General features: G+C 66.0%; 12 protein-coding genes. 4 read left to right on the top strand and 8 right to left on the bottom strand.

Annotated elements, in window-relative coordinates:
• Nucleotides 1-8: 8 nt before the first annotated feature.
• From G5V65_RS01870 to G5V65_RS01900, 7 genes are all read right to left on the bottom strand, one after another.
• Nucleotides 9-3,263 (bottom strand): Ig-like domain-containing protein, encoded by a 3,255-nt coding sequence (locus G5V65_RS01870; protein ID WP_165046712.1) that lies wholly within the window; start codon nucleotides 3,261-3,263, stop codon nucleotides 9-11.
• A 194-nt stretch (nucleotides 3,264-3,457) separates the two neighbouring features.
• Nucleotides 3,458-4,456, bottom strand: coding sequence for an ABC transporter ATP-binding protein (locus G5V65_RS01875; protein ID WP_165046713.1), 999 nt, complete (start codon nucleotides 4,454-4,456; stop codon nucleotides 3,458-3,460).
• Nucleotides 4,457-4,467: 11 nt separating this feature from the next.
• Nucleotides 4,468-5,493, bottom strand: coding sequence for a Gfo/Idh/MocA family protein (locus G5V65_RS01880; protein ID WP_165046714.1), 1,026 nt, complete (start codon nucleotides 5,491-5,493; stop codon nucleotides 4,468-4,470).
• Nucleotides 5,490-6,329: a carbohydrate ABC transporter permease gene (locus G5V65_RS01885; RefSeq protein ID WP_165046715.1), complete on the bottom strand. Its 840-nt coding sequence runs from the start codon at nucleotides 6,327-6,329 to the stop codon at nucleotides 5,490-5,492. The genes G5V65_RS01880 and G5V65_RS01885 overlap by 4 nt, the downstream gene beginning before the upstream one ends.
• Before the next feature lie 11 nt (nucleotides 6,330-6,340).
• Nucleotides 6,341-7,258: a carbohydrate ABC transporter permease gene (locus G5V65_RS01890; protein ID WP_165046716.1), complete on the bottom strand. Its 918-nt coding sequence runs from the start codon at nucleotides 7,256-7,258 to the stop codon at nucleotides 6,341-6,343.
• A gap of 70 nt (nucleotides 7,259-7,328) precedes the next feature.
• The gene (locus tag G5V65_RS01895; protein WP_165046717.1) at nucleotides 7,329-8,579 is read right to left on the bottom strand and encodes an ABC transporter substrate-binding protein; all 1,251 of its coding nucleotides are present in this window, start codon (nucleotides 8,577-8,579) and stop codon (nucleotides 7,329-7,331) included.
• 23 nt (nucleotides 8,580-8,602) lie between these two features.
• Entirely contained in the window at nucleotides 8,603-9,496 is an 894-nt protein-coding gene (locus G5V65_RS01900) for an N-acetylmuramic acid 6-phosphate etherase (RefSeq protein WP_165046718.1), read from the bottom strand.
• Nucleotides 9,497-9,652: 156 nt separating this feature from the next.
• On the opposite strand from G5V65_RS01900, the gene G5V65_RS01905 reads away from it, so the two are divergent.
• From G5V65_RS01905 to nagA, 4 genes are read left to right on the top strand one after another with little or no spacing between them, the layout of a single operon-like run.
• On the top strand, nucleotides 9,653-10,480 hold the full coding sequence (locus G5V65_RS01905; protein WP_165046719.1) for a BadF/BadG/BcrA/BcrD ATPase family protein: 828 nt from the start codon (nucleotides 9,653-9,655) through the stop codon (nucleotides 10,478-10,480).
• Nucleotides 10,480-11,247 (top strand): GntR family transcriptional regulator, encoded by a 768-nt coding sequence (locus G5V65_RS01910; RefSeq protein ID WP_165046720.1) that lies wholly within the window; start codon nucleotides 10,480-10,482, stop codon nucleotides 11,245-11,247. The genes G5V65_RS01905 and G5V65_RS01910 overlap by 1 nt, the downstream gene beginning before the upstream one ends.
• Nucleotides 11,244-12,269 carry an SIS domain-containing protein gene (locus G5V65_RS01915; RefSeq protein ID WP_165046721.1) on the top strand — a complete coding sequence of 342 codons (1,026 nt, stop codon included), beginning with the start codon at nucleotides 11,244-11,246 and terminating at the stop codon, nucleotides 12,267-12,269. Before G5V65_RS01910 ends, G5V65_RS01915 begins: the two co-directional genes overlap by 4 nt.
• Complete coding sequence (gene nagA, locus G5V65_RS01920) at nucleotides 12,269-13,387, top strand: N-acetylglucosamine-6-phosphate deacetylase (RefSeq protein ID WP_165046722.1); 1,119 nt, start codon at nucleotides 12,269-12,271, stop codon at nucleotides 13,385-13,387. Before G5V65_RS01915 ends, nagA begins: the two co-directional genes overlap by 1 nt.
• On the opposite strand, the gene G5V65_RS01925 is transcribed toward nagA, so the two are convergent.
• Entirely contained in the window at nucleotides 13,384-14,346 is a 963-nt protein-coding gene (locus G5V65_RS01925) for a magnesium transporter CorA family protein (RefSeq protein ID WP_165046723.1), read from the bottom strand. The two genes, nagA and G5V65_RS01925, sit on opposite strands and share 4 nt — an antisense overlap.
• Between the last annotated feature and the right edge of the window lie 10 nt (nucleotides 14,347-14,356).

Genomic DNA, 14,356 nt, shown 5'->3' on the forward strand with positions numbered 1-14,356 from the left:
CCTGTGCGTCAGACGATCACCGTGCGCGACACGTCATCTTCGAGCAGGATGCGCGCGCCGGAATCGCCCAGGGTGTAGATGTCGTAGACCTGGCCTGTCACCGCATCCCGGACATTGTGCTCCTGATGCGTGACGTTGTGCAGCGTGACCTGATCTGTCGCCTCGCCCTTCACGATCAGTTGCTGATCGGGGCCGGTGAGGGATTCGAGTTGCTGGGCGGTGATGGTGAGGCGGGCATCGGGGGCGCGGGTCAGGTCGATCGCCGAGAGATCGAAGCCCGCCAGCCCTTCGCGCGTCAGATCTACGGCCACGCCGGTGGCGGTGTTCTTGATGAAGAGGGTGTTCGCCTCGTTCCCTGCCGTATCGCGGGTGTTGATGACAAGATAGCTGCCATCGGGGACGTCGCTGCGGAAATCGAAGCGGTCTTCGCCGCGGTTCGTCAGGCTTTCATCGGCGATGACGCGCGTGGCGGCGCCCGTCGCATCGACGCGGTGGAAGGAATAGGCGTCGTTGGTGTTGGTGGTGGTGATCGCGCTGTAGCCGCCGGCGAAATCCTCGGTCCTGAGGACCGAGGGGGTCGTGGGCGCGACGGTATCCAGATCGAAGCTGCGGGTGATCGTTTCGCTGACATTGCCCGCCGTATCGGTGGCGGTGACGGAGACGGGAATGCCTGTGCGTTCGCCGGTGGGGATCTGGTCGGGGGTGAAGGTCACGGACCAGATGCCCTGGGCGTTGGCCGTGGTGCGTTCGGTATGGCCGTTCATCGTGACGCTGATGGAAGAGCCCGCCTCGGCCCGGCCTTCGACGGGCAGGCCCACGGCATGTTCGCGGGCGTTCAGGACATTGTCGGTGCCGGTGCCAAGGCGGATGTCGGCGGCGTTGAAATCGGCGACGACGGTGTCGATGGCGATGGTCCGCTCCATCGGTTGCGCGGTGGTGTTGCCCTGCGCGTCGGTCGCCGTGGCGCTGATGGTGGCCGTCTGGGCCGCGCCTTGCGGGAGGGCGGCGGCGGGAAGGGTGAAGGTCCAGGTTCCGCCCTGCGTCTGGCTGGCGGGGATGGTGGTTGTCCAGCCGGTTTCCACCACGCGGAGCGTGACGGTTGCGCCGGGTTCGACGGTGCCCTGGACCGGCAGGCCCGCGCTGCGTTCGGTGGCGTTCAGGACCGTGGCATCGCGCGGGCTGTCGGGGGTGGCGCCCAGTTGCAGATCGGGCGCGGCGAAGGTGAAGTCGCCGACCTGCGTGTCGAGGGTGAAACTGCGAGTCACGTCGGGCGTGCTGCGGTTTCCGGCGGCGTCCACGGCATAGGCGGTGATGGTGGCCTGCTGGCCATGGGACAGGCCCTGCAGATCGGTGGCGGTGAAGGTGTAGGACCAGATCCCGTTATCGGCCACGGTGACGGGGCCAAGGTCGCGGCCGTTGAGGTTGAGGTAGACGCGCGCGCCCGCCTCGCCTTCGCCATCGAGGGTGAAGCCGCTGCGCTGTTCGCTGCCGGACAGGACCTGATCGGAGCCGACGGGGTATTGTTCGACGGAAAGCGCGGTTTCAAGGTCGATCCGGACGGGAAGCGTGGCGAAGTTGCTGTTTTCGGCGGCATCCCAGGCGGTGACGCGGATTTCCGACATCTGCGAGGCCGTCGCCAGCCCGGCCGGGAACTGGAGCGACCATGTGCCATTGCCGTTCAGCGTGGCGGGATATGTCTGGCCGAGCCACTGCACCTCGACCCGGGTGGAATCGGCGGGGGCGGTGCCGGTGAGGGTGAGCGCGCCCCGGGATTCGGCGAGGTTGACCACGCCATCGAAGGCGAAGCCCCCGTCGATGGCGACGGACATCTGGGTATCGACGCGGAAGGAGCCGGTGCGTTCCGTCGGGTTGCCTGCGGCATCGGCGGTGCGGACGGTGTAGCTGTAGGTGCCATCGGTGAGCGTGTTCGCCGCGATGGCATGGGACCATTGGCCCTGATCGTTCACTTGCAGGGTGACGGGCGTGGCCATGCCCTGGATCTGCAGGGTGACGGTGGTGTTGGCAGTGGCGGTGCCGGTGATCAGGACCTGGGACAGGCTTTCGGCACGGTTCACCAGATCGTCGCCCGTGACGGCATTGAGGGAGAGCGGCGGGGCGATGGTATCAAGCTCGATCACCTCGGTCAGCGGGGTGCCGACATTGCCGAGACGGTCGGTGGCGATGATGGTCACGGTCTGGGTGCGTTCGCCGCCCGCGATTTCCTGCGGGGTGAAGGTGACGGACCATGAGCCATCGGCATTCATCACCGCGTCGCGGGTAATCGCGCCGGGGGTGCCCGGCACGCCGAGGGTGACGGAGACCGTCGCCCCGGCCTCGCTGGTGCCACGGAGGGTGACGCCATTGGCATATTCGGCGAGGTTCTCGATATCGCCGGTGGACTGCGTCCCCTCGGTCACGGTGGCAGTGGGGGGGGTCATGTCGATGATATAGGCGCCGCCGGTCAGCGTGGTGGCGGTGCCACCCGTTCCGAAGGTGGCGGTGACGGTGTGATTGCCGTCAAGCGGCAGGGTGGCGCCGGAGAAGCCCGCCGTCCAGGTGCCATCGGGCTGCACGGTGACGGTTTCGCTGCGGGTGCCGATGGTAACGACAACGCTTTCGCCGGGGATGCCGGTGCCTGTCACCTCGATCGCGGGTTGGGCGGTGTTGGTGGTGATCGTGGTGGTGGTGCCGGTGCCGTCGATGCTGCGGGTCGGGTTGGAACCGCCGCCGCCGCCACCACCGCCGCCAAGGAGCAGGCCGCCGCCGATCAGCGCCGCGCCAGCAGCACCCGCGCCGCCAAGGCCCAGAAGGGCGGGTGCGAAGATGCCCATGCCGGCGGGATCATCCTCGCCCGTTCCGGCCAGGGTGACGACGGGATCGCCGTCGCCGAAGCGGAGATCATCGAGCGGGCTCCACTTCTCGCCGCCGACGGCGAGGGCGAAGGAGGGGACCAGTTGGCCATTGCCCGCATCGGCGAGGGCGACCTCTGTCACCATGCCATCGGTGGAAAGGAAAAGCCGGTTGGGCGTTTCCGCGGGGGCATCGAACCAGTCGGCCACGGTGATCGTGCGGCCATCGACCAGTTCGATCACCAGATCATTGCCCTCGCGCGTGTAGCCGATCACGCTTTGCGGGCTGATGTTGAGCGACAGCTTGTCGCCCAGGCCTGACTGAATGAAGCTGCTTTCGCCGGGGGCTGCAACATGCCCATATGTGGTACCGCCCGCTGCTGTGCGGACGGCGAAATCAATCGCCGAACTCATGACACTACTCCGCCTCAACCGCCGGAAAATGTGCCGGCGCACCGCTCTTGATTGGCCCTATTCATGGGCCTTGCAAAAACGCATACCCCCAAATCAGGGCGATTTCCAGCATTTTTCGAACATTCCATCCGCAACGACCGGTGGTTGCCCCCAGCATATGGCGAAAAGGACTCAGGTCACTGCAAGATGAGGGATCAGCGCAGGCGCAGGCCGGCGGCATCGAAGTGGAAGGCGCGGCTGGCATCGGGTGTCATGTGGACGGGTTCATCCACCGCGTAATCATGTTCCCCGAAGAGGCGGACAGTCAGAAGGCCATGGGGTTCGGCGCGGACATAGACGAGGGTTTCGCCACCCAGTTTCTCGACATGGCTGACGGTGCCGGGGATTGTGCCGGTTTCGCGAGACAGCGTCAGGTGTTCGGGGCGGATGCCGGTGCTTTCGCCCCGTTCCCCCAGAGCGGCGGATTTCAGGAAGTTCATCTGCGGACTGCCGATGAAGCCCGCGACGAAGGTGTTGGCGGGGTTGTTGTAAAGCTCCATCGGGGAGCCGACCTGCTCCACGATGCCTGCGCGCAGGACGACGATCTTGTCGGCCAGTGTCATCGCTTCGACCTGATCATGCGTCACATAGATCATGGTGGCGCCGAGATCACGGTGCAGGCGGGCGATTTCGATGCGGGTCTGCACGCGCAGGGCGGCGTCGAGGTTCGACAACGGTTCATCGAACAGGAACAGCTTCGGCGTCCGCACGATGGCGCGGCCGATGGCGACGCGCTGGCGCTGGCCGCCGGAGAGTTCCGAGGGGCGGCGGTCGAGATAGGGGTCCAGCGCCAGCATCGCGGCGGCGCGGGCGGTGGCCTTGTCGATGGCAGCCTTCGGTTCGCCCGCCTGTTTCAGCGCGAGGCTCATGTTGTCGCGCACCGTCAGGTGGGGGTAGAGGGCGTAGGTCTGGAAGACCATGGCGATTTCGCGTTTCGCGGGGGCCTCATCCGTGATGTCGCGGCCATCGAGGGTGACGCTGCCGGAGGAGACATCCTCGAGCCCTGCGATCATCCGCAGGAGGGTGGATTTCCCGCAGCCCGAGGGGCCGACGAAGACGCAGAATTCGCCTTCCGCGACATGCAGGTCGACGCCCTTGATGACATCGGTCTTGCCGAAGGATTTGGTGACTTGGGAGAGCGTCAGGGCACCCATGGGCAGGTCCTTTACAGTTTGACGGGCTGGCCGGACCGGACGCTTTCGTCGGCGGCAAGGCAGATGGCGAGGGATTGGACCGCGTCTTCCATGTGACGGGTCAGGTCGATGTCTTCGGTGATCGCGCGGGCCATGTAGGCCTGTTCGCGTTCGCACAGGTCCTGATGGCCGGGTTCATCGGCCATGCTCAGGTCTTCGTCGGGCTGGCCTATGCGATGAACGCGGATGGTGGAGGTTTTGGTGTGGGTATCGTGGTCATCCGACCGCGCGCTTTCCGGCATGCGGATGGAAACGGCGCCGTTGGGGGAGACCACGTCCTTCACGAAGAAGGCGGTGTCGGACATCATGGGGCCCCAGCCCGCCTCATACCACCCGACGGAGCCATCGGCGAAAAGCACCTGGAAATGGCCGTAATTGTACATGTCGGGCGCGATTTCGTTCGACAGGCGCAGGCCCATCCCGCGCACCTCTACCGGTTTGGCATCGGTGATCTGGCACATGACATCGACGTAATGGACACCGCAATCGACGATTGGCGATGTGGTCTGCATGAGGGTCTTGTGAACCTCCCATGTCGGGCCTGACGATTGCTGGTTCAGGTTCAGGCGAAAGACGTAAGGGCCGCCCAAGGCGCGCGCCTCATTGATGAGGCGCATCCAGGACGGGTGATGGCGCAGGATGTAGCCCACCACCAGCTTGCGGTTGTTGGCGCGGGCGCAATCGACCACGCGGCGGGCGTCGGCAACGGTGGTGGCGAGCGGCTTTTCGACAAAGACATGCGCGCCCTGTTCCATCGCCATGCAGGCGTAATCGGCATGGCTGTCGGAATAGGTGGAGATATTCACGAGATCCGGTTTCAGCCGTGTCAGAGCCGCTTTGTAATCCGGTTCGATAGTGTAGCCAGCCATTTCCGGGTCCAACCGTGGCTCTGACCTGTTCACCAGCCCGACCAGATCGAAGGCGGGATTGCGGTGATAGGCCAGCGCATGGCTGCGCCCCATGGTGCCAAGGCCTGCAACGAGGGTGCGGATGGTCATTTGACGGCTCCTGCGGTGATGCCGCGGATGAGTTGGCGCGAGAAGATCAGATACAGCACCAGCACCGGGACGATGGCGAGGGATAGGGCGGCAAGCACGGCGTTCCAGTTGGTGACGAACTGGCCGATGAAGACCTGACTGCCAAGGGTGATGGTCTTGGTTTCTTCGCTCGGCGCAAGGATCAGGGGGAACCAGAGGTCGTTCCAGATCGGGATCATGGTGAAGACCGCGACCGTCGCCATCGCGGGACGGACCAGCGGCAGGACGAGGGTGAAGAAGATGCGGTATTCCGACAGCCCGTCGATGCGCCCCGCGTTCTTCAGGTCGTCAGAGACGCTGCGCATGAACTCCGACAGGATGAACACCGCCAGCGGCAGGCCTTGCGCGGTGTAGACGAGGATCAGGGCGGTCAAGGTATTCACCAAACCGGCCGAAACCATCAGTTCGAGGATGGCCACCGTGCCAAGGCGGATGGGGATCATGATGCCGAGCGCGAGGTAGAGACCCATCAGGAGGTTGCCACGGAAGCGGTATTCCGACAGCGCGAAGGCCGCCATGGCGCCGAAGAGCAGGACGAAGAACAGGCTGGCGACCGTCACGGTCATGGAATTGAGGAAGTATTGGAAGAAATCCCCCTGCTCCAGCACGGTGGTATAGCCGACCAGATCCCAGTTGCCGGGCATGGGGGGCATCAGGGGTTCGGCAAAGATCGCGCGGCGGGACTTGAAGCTGTTGATGACGATGACAAAGACAGGAAACAGCGCGATCAGCGTGTAGGTGATCAGGATCGCATGGGCGGCGATGCTGCGTCCGGCGTGGCTGCGGGTTTTCGACATGGCGCGCCCCTTCAGAATTGATAGCGGCGCAGCCGCGTCTGGATGCCGAAGAGGTAGATGCACACCCCCACGAGGATGATCCCGAACATGGCCGTGGCAATGGCAGACCCCATGTAGGGATCGCCCAGCTGCAACTGGAACCCGAAGAAGGTGCGATAGAGGAAGGTGCCGAGGATGTCGGTGCTGAAATCCGGGCCGGCCAGCGCCCCCTGCGCCACATAGATCAGGTCGAAGGCGTTGAAATTGCCGACGAAGGTGAGGATGGAGATGATTCCGATGGACGGCAGGATCAGGGGAAGCTTGATCTTCCAGAACTGCGCCCAGCCGGTAAGGCCATCCATCTCGGCCGCCTCGATCACGTCATCGGGGATGGAGAGGAGGGCAGCATAGATCAGCATCATCGGGATGCCGACGAATTGCCAGACGGAGATGAGGGCAAGGGTGGTCAGCGCGTATTCCTCTTTCCCCAGCCAGGGGGCGAAGAGGAATTTCAGACCGACCGCATCGAGCATTCCGGGGGCAATGCCCCAGATGGGCGACAGGATCAGCTTCCAGACGAAGCCCACGATGACAAAGGACAGGATGGTGGGGATGAAGATCGCGGTGCGGTAGAAGGCCGCCATGCGCAGGCGGGGGGATGACAGCAGGGCGGCCAGCAGGATGCCGATGGGGTTCTGCACGATCATGTGGATGATGAAGAACCAGCAGTTGTTGCCCAAGGCGTTCCAGAAGGCATCGGACCAGCGCGGATCGCCGAAGAGCGTGGCGAAATTGGCAAGGCCCACGAAGATGCGGTTCTGGCCTTCGAGATTGAAAAGCGACAGGTTCAGCGTCCCGAAAAGCGGGATGATCATGATGGCGGTGTAGACCAGCACGGCAGGTGCCAGGAATACGCCGATATGCCAGCGGAAAGGCTTCCGTCGTGCCATGACGCCCTCTTGTCGGTTTGGGGATGGGGGGGGTCCGGGGGGCCGATGCGGCCCCCCGGCCTTTGGCAGATCACTTCTGCGGTTCGTACCAGCTTGCCAGCCCGTCCTGCAGACGCTTGGCCGCGTCGGCGGGCGCTTCGCTGCCGCGGATCACATTGGCCGAGGCGTTCCAGGTTTCGTTTTCCAGGTTCGGCGTGCCGCGCGACAGGATCTGGTAGGTGGACCGGATCGTCGATTGGCACTTGCCGCGCCAGGACACGAATTCCTGCGCCAGCGGATCCTGCATTTCCACCGGGGTGGAATTCAGGCTGAAGAAGCCCGGCAGGGCATTGGCATACATCGCCGCGAATTCCGCGCTGCCCACCCATTCGAGGAAGGTCTTCGCGGCCTCGGCATTCGGCGATTTGGCGTTCATGCCGATGGCGATGTCGGTGTGATCCGAGATGTAGCAGGTATCCCCCGCCGCCGCGACCGGGGGCGGGAAGGCCCCCATGGCAAAGCCCGCCTGGGCGTTGAAGCCCGCGATTTCCCAGGAACCGGCCGGATAGATCGCCGCCCGGCCAAGGGTGAAGAGGTTCTGGCTGTCGGGATAGGTCTGGGCTTCGAAACCGTCACCCAGATAGTCCTTCCAGCGGGCCAGTTCCTCGAACGGGGCGACCCATGGCGCGTCGGTCAGCTTTTGCTCACCCTTGATCAGCGCGAGGCGACCTTCCTCGCCCTTCCAGTAGTTCGGGCCGATGTTGTTGTAGCCCATCGTCGCGGCTTCCCACTGGTCGTTGGTGCCCATCGCCATGGGGATATAGGTGCCGTCTGCCTTGATCTTGTCGAGCGCGGCGAAGAATTCGTCGCGGGTGGTGGGCACAGCGATGCCCAGCGCATCGAAGGCATCCTTGTTGTAGATGAAGCCGTGGATCACCGAGGCCATGGGCACGCAGAAGGTGGCCGCGCCGTCATCCGTCTGCCAGGCCGATTTGGCGACGGGCGAGAAGTTGGCCATGGCGGCAAGGCCCGTGAGATCGGCCAGATGCCCCTGATTGTACAGTTCCAGCGAGGCGTCGAAGGGGCGGCAGGTGATCAGGTCACCGGCGCTGCCTGCGGCCAGCTTGGAGTTCAGCGCGGCGTTGTATTCCGCCGGGGCGGTGGGGGCGAAGACCACCTTGATGCCGGGATTTGCGGCCTCGAATGCCGGGATGATGGTGTCCTGCCAGATCGTCAGGTCGTCATTGCGCCAGCTTTCGATCGTCAGCGTCACGTCCTGTGCCGAGGCGGCGCCGCCAAGCAGCGTGCTGGCAAGAAGGGCGAAGCGGAAGGTTTTCGTCATGGAGATACTCCCTGTTGGTGGCCTTATGGGTTCAAAGCGGCGAGGGCCGGGCCGAGTGCCCCGTCGCTGTTCCGGAGTTCGGCCGCAGCCCGTTCGGGCGTGGCCCCGGCGGCAATCAGCACCGCCGGTTTCACGGCGCCGCCCGTCTGGGCGAGCGCCTGTTTCGCGGTTTCGCTGTCACGGCCGGAGATGGCCGCCACGATGCGGGCGGCGCGGTCGATCAGCTTGGCGTTGTCGGCCTGGACATTGACCATGTAGCCGTCATGGACATGCCCCAGAAGGATGCCCATGCGGACCGACAGCATGTTCAGCGCCACCTTCTGCGCGGTGGCAGCCCCCATGCGGGTGGAGCCGTTCACCACCTCTGGACCCGTGTCCAGAAGGATGGAAATGTGGCTCTGTTCCAGCAGTTTCGAGCCCGCGACATTGGCGATGCCAACCACCGTGAGCCCCGCCTTGCGGGCCAGATCGGCGATCACCAGTGTATAGGGCGTGGAACCGGAGGCCGAGACGCAGAGGATCGTGTCGCCCTGCCCCAGGCCGGAGCTGCGGAAATCGGCCAGGGCCAGGGTGGGATCATCCTCGACAGAGCCGACCATGTGGATCAGCGCATCGGTTCCGCCGGCAAAGAGCATGGGCGTGGCCTGTGGCGGAATGCCGAAGGTGCCCGCCAGTTCCAGCGCATCGGCCAGCGCCATGAGGCCCGAGGATCCCGCCCCCGCATAGCCAAGCTTTCCACCGGCGCGCAGGCTGCTGGCGGCGGCGGTGGCGGCAGCGTCGATCATCGGGATCGCAGGGCGGACCATGGCCAGCGCGGCGAGTTGCGCATCGAGCAGATGCGACAGCGCAACCGCGCCCGGCAGGCCATGCAGACCTGCCGAATGGGGATGACGTGCCTCTGTCGGGCGGTCGGCCATGTGATTCCCTTCCTGTTTCCCTGACAATGCCAAAATAATACCAATTGTAAAGCCTCTTGTGATTTCGCAGGTGCAGCATTCAGTTTTTGGGGTTTTTCGCAAAGGTTCTTTCCATTTGGTATTGTTTTGGTATCTTTGCGGGGGAAAGGATTCGCCATGCAGCTTTTTCTGGGGATCGACGGGGGCGGCACGGGGTGCCGGGCAGCTGTGGCGAATGCCGCCGGCGCGATCCTTGGGCGCGGCGCGGCGGGGCCTGCGAATATCGCGTCGGATCCGGCGGGGGCGGCGGCGAACATCATTGCCGCCATGGAAGGCGCGCTGGCCGAGGCCGGGGGCGGCGAGATTGCCGCCGCGGGGCTGGGGCTTGCCGGGGCGAATGCGGCGGGCGCCACGGAACGCCTGCGCGCGACCCTGCCCTTTGCCCGCGTCACGGTGGTGACGGATGCGATCACGGCGGTGAAGGGCGCGCTGGGTGCCGGTGACGGCGTGGTGGCGGCGCTGGGGACCGGGTCGGTCTTTGCCGTGCAGCGGGCGGGCATGGTCCGGCAGATCGGCGGGCGCGGGCTGGTGCTGGGGGATGAGGCAAGCGGGGCCTGGATCGGGCGGGCGATGCTGGCCGCAAGCCTGCGGGCGGTGGACGGGTTCACGGTGATGACACCCTTGCTGGCGGAACTGGTGGAAGAGATTGGCGGGCCGGATGGCGTGGTGGCCTTTTCGCTGCGCGCCCGGCCCGCGGATTTCGCGGCGCTGGCGCCGCGGGTGGCGCAGAGCGACGATCCGGCCGCGATGGCCGTGATGGCGCGGGCCGAGGCGGATGTAGCAGAGGCCGCCTGTCTGTTGCGGGGCGGCGATGACCTGCCACTGGTGTTTTTGGGCGGTTTAGGGACTGTTTTTGCCGCACGCATGGCGGGACGCTTTCCTGTTCAAGCGGCGCTTGGCACGGCGCTGGATGGCGCGCTGATGCTGGCGCGGGAGGCGGCGTGATGGAGCAGATCTTTTCCCCCGACGGGTTCGAGGAAGTGGGAAGCGGGCCGCTTTACCTGCAGCTGCAAAGGCGGATCGGAGAGGCCATCGACACAGGCCGGTTGAAGCCGGGGGACAGCCTGCCCGCCGAACGGGACATGGCGGCGATGACGGGGCTGAGCCGGGTCACGGTGCGCAAGGCGGTGGAGGGGTTGGTCGGGTCTGGCCAACTGGTGCAGAAGCGGGGGTCTGGCACATTCGTGGCACAGCGGGTGGAGCGCCTGGAACAGGCGCTGAGCCTGCTGACAAGCTTTACCGAGGATATGGCCCGGCGTGGCAAGAGCGTGGAATCGGTATGGCTGGCGCGGGGTTTGCACGCGCCCGCGCCGGAAGAGGTGATGGCACTTGGCCTTGGCGCCGGGGATCGCGTGGCGCGGCTGGAACGGGTGCGGAGGTCGGACGGGGTGCCCCTGGCGATCGAGCGCGCCTCGATTTCGGCGCAGGTCCTGCCGGAACCGGAACGGGTGGATGCCTCGCTTTATGCGGCGTTGGAGGCGCGGGGGATGCGGCCGGTTCGGGCGGTGCAGCGGATTTCGGCGGCCAATCTGGGGGTGCGGGATGCGGAGTTGCTGCATGTGCCGCCCGGCGCGGCGGGGCTGAAGATCGAACGGATCGGATATCTGCCGGACGGGCGGGTGGTGGAATTCACAAGGTCGCTCTACCGGGGTGACGCCTATGACTTCGCGGTGGAGCTGAAGCTGGCACCCGAAGCGGAAAGGAACGGATGATGACAAGTCACATGGCGCGGGAAGTGGGCGAGATTCCGCAGGTTTCGAGACGATTCCTGACGGAATCGCGGGATGCGCTGATGGCGGCGGCGGCTGCGATGCGGGCTGTTGATCCGGGGCTGGTGGTGACCGTGGCGCGGGGATCTTCGGACCATGCGGCGACCTATCTGAAATATGCGGTGGAATTGCTGGCGGGGGTGCCTGTCGCCTCGGTCGGGCCATCGGTGGCATCGGTCTATGGGCGGCCCTTGCGCCTGAAAGGCGCGGTCTGCGTGGGGATTTCGCAATCGGGGCGCAGTCCGGATATCGTGGAGATGATGCGCGCGGCGGGCGCGGGGGGCGCGCTGTCGGTGGCGATCACCAATTTCGCCGACAGCCCGATGGCGCAGGCGTCAAGCCATTGCCTGCCCCTGCAGGCGGGGGTGGAGCAATCGGTGGCGGCGACCAAGACCTTTGTGACCTCGGTCCTGGCGGGATTGACGCTGGTGGCGCAGTGGCGCGAGGATGAGGCGCTTTTGGCTGCAATAGAGACGATTCCTGAGGCGTTTGAAGCCGCGCTTGCGCTGGACTGGTCGCCGCTGGCGGCGCGGATGGCGCGGGCGCAATCGGGCTATGTGCTGGGACGGGGGCCTGCCTTCGCGATTGCCAGCGAATGCGCGCTGAAGCTGAAGGAGACCTGCGGCCTGCATGCAGAGGCCTATTCCGCGGCAGAGGTGCTGCATGGGCCTTCGGCCATCGTGCAGGCGCAGTTCCCGGTGCTGGCGCTGGCGGTGGAGGATGCCGCGCAGGCGGGGGTGGTGCAGACGGCGGAACGGCTGGCGGCACAGGGGGCGGATGTGTTCGTCACCGGGGCCGGGGCGAAGGGCTGCGTGACTCTGCCTTCGGTCGGGGGGCTGCATCCGCTGGTGGCGCCGCTTGTTCTGGCGGTGGGGTTCTACGGGTTTGTCGAGGCGCTGGCGCGGCGGCGGGGGTTCGATCCCGATACGCCGCCGCATCTGCGCAAGGTGACGGAGACGGTGTGATGGGGCGCATCGCCTATGCCGGGGCGCGGGTCTTTGACGGGGCGCAGTTCCGCGAGGGGGCGCTGATCGTCGAGGATGGCGCGGTCGTGGGTTTCGGCGCGGCCGAGGGGCAGGTGGTGGACCTTGGCGGCGGGGTGCTGGCGCCGGGGTTCCTGGATCTGCAGGTGAACGGGTCGGGCGGGGTGGCCATTGACGGGGCCACGGATCGGGCCGTGTTAGAGACGGTTTGTGCGGTTCAGGCGAGGTTGGGGGCGACGGGCTGCCTGCCCACGCTGATCACCGATACCTACGATGCCACGGCGCGGGTGGTTGAGGCGGGGATTGCTGCGACCAAGGCGCAGGTTCCGGGGTTCCTGGGGCTGCATCTGGAGGGGCCGCATCTGGACCCGCGCCGGAAGGGGGCGCATGATCCGGCCCTGATCCGGCCGATGGAGGCCCGCGATCTGGCGCTGATCCTGGAGGCGGCGGCGGAATTGCCCGCGCTGATGGTGACGGTGGCCCCGGAATCGGTGACGGAAGCGCAGATCGTCGCCATGGCGGCGGCCGGGGTGATCGTGTCGCTGGGCCATACGGATTGCAGCGCGGGGGTGGCGCGGGCGGCGATGGCGGCGGGGGCGCGGTGCGCGACGCATCTCTTCAACGCGATGAGCCAGATGGGCAACCGCGAAGCGGGGATGGTGGGGGCTGTGCTGGGCGCGGGCGGTTTTGCCGGGCTGATCGCGGACGGGGTGCATGTGGATCCGTTGACGATGCGAGTGGCGCTGGCGGCGAAGCGGGAGGGTGTGTTCCTTGTATCGGACTGCATGGCGCTGGCGGGCACGGATGGGACGGAGTTCCGTCTTGGTGGGCGGCGTATCCTGCGGGCGGGAGGGCGGCTGACGCTGGAGGACGGGACGCTGGCGGGGGCGGACCTGACGCTGCCGCGTGCGGTGCAGGTGTTGGTGGAGGCGGTGGGCATTGCGCCGGAGCGGGCGCTGGCCATGGCATCTTCGGTGCCTGCTGCCGTGATCGGGCGGGGCGATCTGGGGCATCTGCGCCCGGGCGCGCGGGCGGATATGGTGCATCTGTCGCCCGACTGGGCGCTGCGGGGTGTCTGGCGGCAGGGCGTGGCCGTCTAGAGCCAGTTCTTCCAACGGAAGTAGAGATAGGCGATGGCCGAGGAGGCGAGCATCGCGATGAGGGCGGACGGGTAGCCCAAGGGCTGCGCCAGTTCGGGCATGATGTCGAAGTTCATCCCATAGATCGACGCGATCAGCGTGGGGGGCGAGAACAGCACCGCCACGACCGATACGATGCGGACGGTGGAATTCTGGGCGAGGTTGATCATCCCCAGCGTCGCGTCGGAGGCGAGGCCCACGCGTTGGGACAGGAAATCGGTATGCACCTCGAGCGAATCGATGTCGCGGGTCAGGTTGGCGACGGTGCCGGACAGCCCTTCATCGCCCGTCCTTTCGCGGGCGGTCTGGCCATAGAAGCCCAGCGCGCGGGACAGGGTGAGCAGGGCAAGGCGGATGTTGCCCAGCAATTCCGCCTCGCGCCCGATATGGCGGAGGGCAACTTCCAGCCGCTTCTGGTTCTGCCCGCGCTTGCCCGGGGTGTAGACGGAACGGGAGACATGATCGAGGCTGCGGCCCGAGCTTTCCAGCAAGTCGGCGAGGCGGCCTACGATTTCTTCCAGCAGGGAGAGGAACAGGGCGTTGGCGGAGGTGCAGCCGGGGCCGACCTTGTCGGCGCGGGTGGGATAGGTTTCGAAGGGGCGGCTGGCATGGTGGCGGACGGTGACAAGCCGACCGGGTGTCAGGATGAAGGTGACGGGGCCAGCGGTGGGGGCGTTGGTGTCTGAATGGCCCGTGAGCTGGATCGTCATGTAATCGGTGCCGCCTTCACGGTAGAGGCGGTTCGAGATTTCGATTTCCTCCATATCCTCGAGCGTGGGGACGTGGAGGCCCAGCGCGGCGGTGGCGGCGGCCTCGTCCGGGGTGGGTGCGTGCAGGTCGATCCAGATCGCATCGGCAAGCGCGGAGTCTGGGGAGAGGGCGACGAGACGGCCCTGGGATTCGCGGTAGGCATGCAGCATGGGTTCCCCC

It is taken from the genome of Paragemmobacter kunshanensis (genome assembly GCF_011059185.1).
GTDB lineage: Bacteria > Pseudomonadota > Alphaproteobacteria > Rhodobacterales > Rhodobacteraceae > Paragemmobacter > Paragemmobacter kunshanensis.

Bases quoted from the DNA above. Each gene is read 5' to 3' on its own strand.
- G5V65_RS01895 (WP_165046717.1), bottom strand. From the start codon at position 8,579: ATGACGAAAACCTTCCGCTTCGCCCTTCTTGCCAGCACGCTGCTTGGC.
- G5V65_RS01905 (WP_165046719.1), top strand. From the start codon at position 9,653: ATGCAGCTTTTTCTGGGGATCGACGGGGGCGGCACGGGGTGCCGGGCA.
- nagA (WP_165046722.1), top strand. From the start codon at position 12,269: ATGGGGCGCATCGCCTATGCCGGGGCGCGGGTCTTTGACGGGGCGCAG.
- G5V65_RS01915 (WP_165046721.1), top strand. From the start codon at position 11,244: ATGATGACAAGTCACATGGCGCGGGAAGTGGGCGAGATTCCGCAGGTT.
- G5V65_RS01890 (WP_165046716.1), bottom strand. From the start codon at position 7,258: ATGGCACGACGGAAGCCTTTCCGCTGGCATATCGGCGTATTCCTGGCA.
- G5V65_RS01880 (WP_165046714.1), bottom strand. From the start codon at position 5,493: ATGACCATCCGCACCCTCGTTGCAGGCCTTGGCACCATGGGGCGCAGC.
- G5V65_RS01875 (WP_165046713.1), bottom strand. From the start codon at position 4,456: ATGGGTGCCCTGACGCTCTCCCAAGTCACCAAATCCTTCGGCAAGACC.
- G5V65_RS01910 (WP_165046720.1), top strand. From the start codon at position 10,480: ATGGAGCAGATCTTTTCCCCCGACGGGTTCGAGGAAGTGGGAAGCGGG.
- G5V65_RS01885 (WP_165046715.1), bottom strand. From the start codon at position 6,329: ATGTCGAAAACCCGCAGCCACGCCGGACGCAGCATCGCCGCCCATGCG.
- G5V65_RS01925 (WP_165046723.1), bottom strand. From the start codon at position 14,346: ATGCTGCATGCCTACCGCGAATCCCAGGGCCGTCTCGTCGCCCTCTCC.
- G5V65_RS01900 (WP_165046718.1), bottom strand. From the start codon at position 9,496: ATGGCCGACCGCCCGACAGAGGCACGTCATCCCCATTCGGCAGGTCTG.
- G5V65_RS01870 (WP_165046712.1), bottom strand. From the start codon at position 3,263: ATGAGTTCGGCGATTGATTTCGCCGTCCGCACAGCAGCGGGCGGTACC.